A 1833-nucleotide genomic window follows, 5' to 3' on the forward strand; every position below is an offset into this window, starting at 1 on the left:
ACCACCGACGACGCCGTCAACTCGCCCTGGGCCGGTTGACCCCCGTCGAATTCGAAGCAATCATGACCCCACCGGCCGATCAGGCCGCGTAACTGGACATGTCACCTATTCGTGCAGCAGACCCGCCACGACGCCAGAGGCAGCTAACTCCCGAAGTATTAAGATAATAATGATAACTGTTTAAGGTTGATACGCAGTCAGTTGAGCGACGGATCAAGAAAGGCCGAAGATGACGGTGAACGATGTGCTGCAGGGCGTTAAGGTGCTGGAGGTCGCGGCTTGGACCTTTGTTCCTGCAGCTGGAGCGGTCCTCGCGGAATGGGGCGCGGAGGTTATCAAGGTCGAACCGCGTGAGGGCGGAGACCCCCAGCGCGGTCTGGTAACTATGGGTCTCGTGCCTGCAGGCGAGGGCGGGGTCAACTACATGATCGAGATGCCAAACCGAGGCAAGAAATCTATCGGTATCGACCTGAACACAGCGGGCGGCCGCGAGGTCGTGCTCGAACTCGCCAAGTCCTGCGATGTCTTCTTGACCAACTACTTGCCCAGCAGGCGCGTACGATTCGGCATCGACGTAGCAGACGTCCGCGCCGTCAACCCTGACATCATCTATGCCCGCGGATCAGGTTATGGGCCCGAGGGCGATGATGCGGATCGGCCTGGCTACGACGCTGTTTCGTTTTGGTCGCGCGGCGGCGTGTCGCAGGCGCTGACTCCTAAAGACTCCCAGCCCATTATGCAGACTCCCGCTTTAGGCGACCTGCTAGGGGGGATGACGATCGCCGGCGGCGTCGCCGCCGCGCTCTACAAAAGAAAGGCGACGGGCAAGGCGTCCGTGGTCGACGTATCACTTCTAGGGCTCGCCGCTTATGCCATGACCCCGGTGGTCACCGCGAGCTACCTCTACTCTGAGTCCCCGTTGCCCTCGTTCGATCACAGCGATTCCCCTAATCCACTAGTCGGTAATTACCGCACGAAAGACAACCGGTACGTCATGCTCATGATGCTCCAAGCCGACAAGTTCTATGGCGAGGTGATGAATCTCATCGGCCACCCGGAATTGGAAACGGACACCAGATTCGCCGATGGGCACTCGCGATTCCTGAACCGTGTGGAACTCATCCGAATCTTAGACGAGGTATTTGCCGAGCATACCGCCGACGAGTGGCGTGAGGCGCTGGCGCCACTGTCGGGCGCCTGGACTGTCGTGCAGGATCCCAGTGAACTTCGCAATGATCCGGCGGTCATCGCCAACGGTTATATCCCGATGGTCGTGGCAATGAACGGCGCGCCCTACGCTCTGCCAACTAACCCGGTGCAGTTCGATCAGCAACCTGTGGTGCCCATAGGAGCGCCGGAGCACGGTCAGCACACAGAAGAGGTTTTGCTCGATGCTGGCATTCCTTGGGAAAGTATAGAGCGGTATAAGGACGACGGCGCCGTACTGTGAGCGGGACCGACGGGGCTGCAAACGCGTTTTAATTCCCTGACGATGAATCGCCCTGGAAATCCTGGGAGTTCCTGACCTTGGAGATGAGGATGCGGGTATGCCCACGGAATCGTCGTCAGGGAAGAGGCCGACCAGTCGCAGAGTTGGGGTCCGAGCAGGCAACGGTGTCGCGGGTTGCCCGGCAGCTCGGGTACGGGGGTGCAGTCAATGCGCTCCTGGGTGCGCCAGGCCGACGTTGATGACGGGTACGCACCGGGAGTGGGTCCTGACCCCAGGTGTTGGACACGCTGAATCCCGCAAGATTGGCGGGGGAAGCGAGATGATCGACACCGATGGCAAGGAAAAATTATCCCGACGAGTTCAAGCGGGACGCGGTGGCGTTG

At 60.0% G+C, this 1833-nt stretch carries 1 protein-coding gene and 1 pseudogene; both read left to right on the forward strand.

Annotated elements, in window-relative coordinates:
- Positions 1 to 229: 229 nt before the first annotated feature.
- Positions 230 to 1450 carry a CaiB/BaiF CoA transferase family protein gene (locus H7J89_RS00130; protein WP_264035550.1) on the forward strand — a complete coding sequence of 407 codons (1221 nt, stop codon included), beginning with the start codon at positions 230 to 232 and terminating at the stop codon, positions 1448 to 1450.
- A gap of 137 nt (positions 1451 to 1587) precedes the next feature.
- Positions 1588 to 1711 (forward strand): annotated as a pseudogene (locus H7J89_RS26040) (transposase); the annotation flags it as partial.
- Positions 1712 to 1833: the final 122 nt, after the last annotated feature.

The sequence above is a fragment of the Mycobacterium paraffinicum genome, assembly GCF_025822865.1.
GTDB lineage: Bacteria > Actinomycetota > Actinomycetes > Mycobacteriales > Mycobacteriaceae > Mycobacterium > Mycobacterium paraffinicum.

What these genes read in the sequence shown, in the direction of transcription:
- H7J89_RS00130 (WP_264035550.1), top strand. Translation starts at nt 230, where the DNA reads ATGACGGTGAACGATGTGCTGCAGGGCGTTAAGGTGCTGGAGGTCGCG.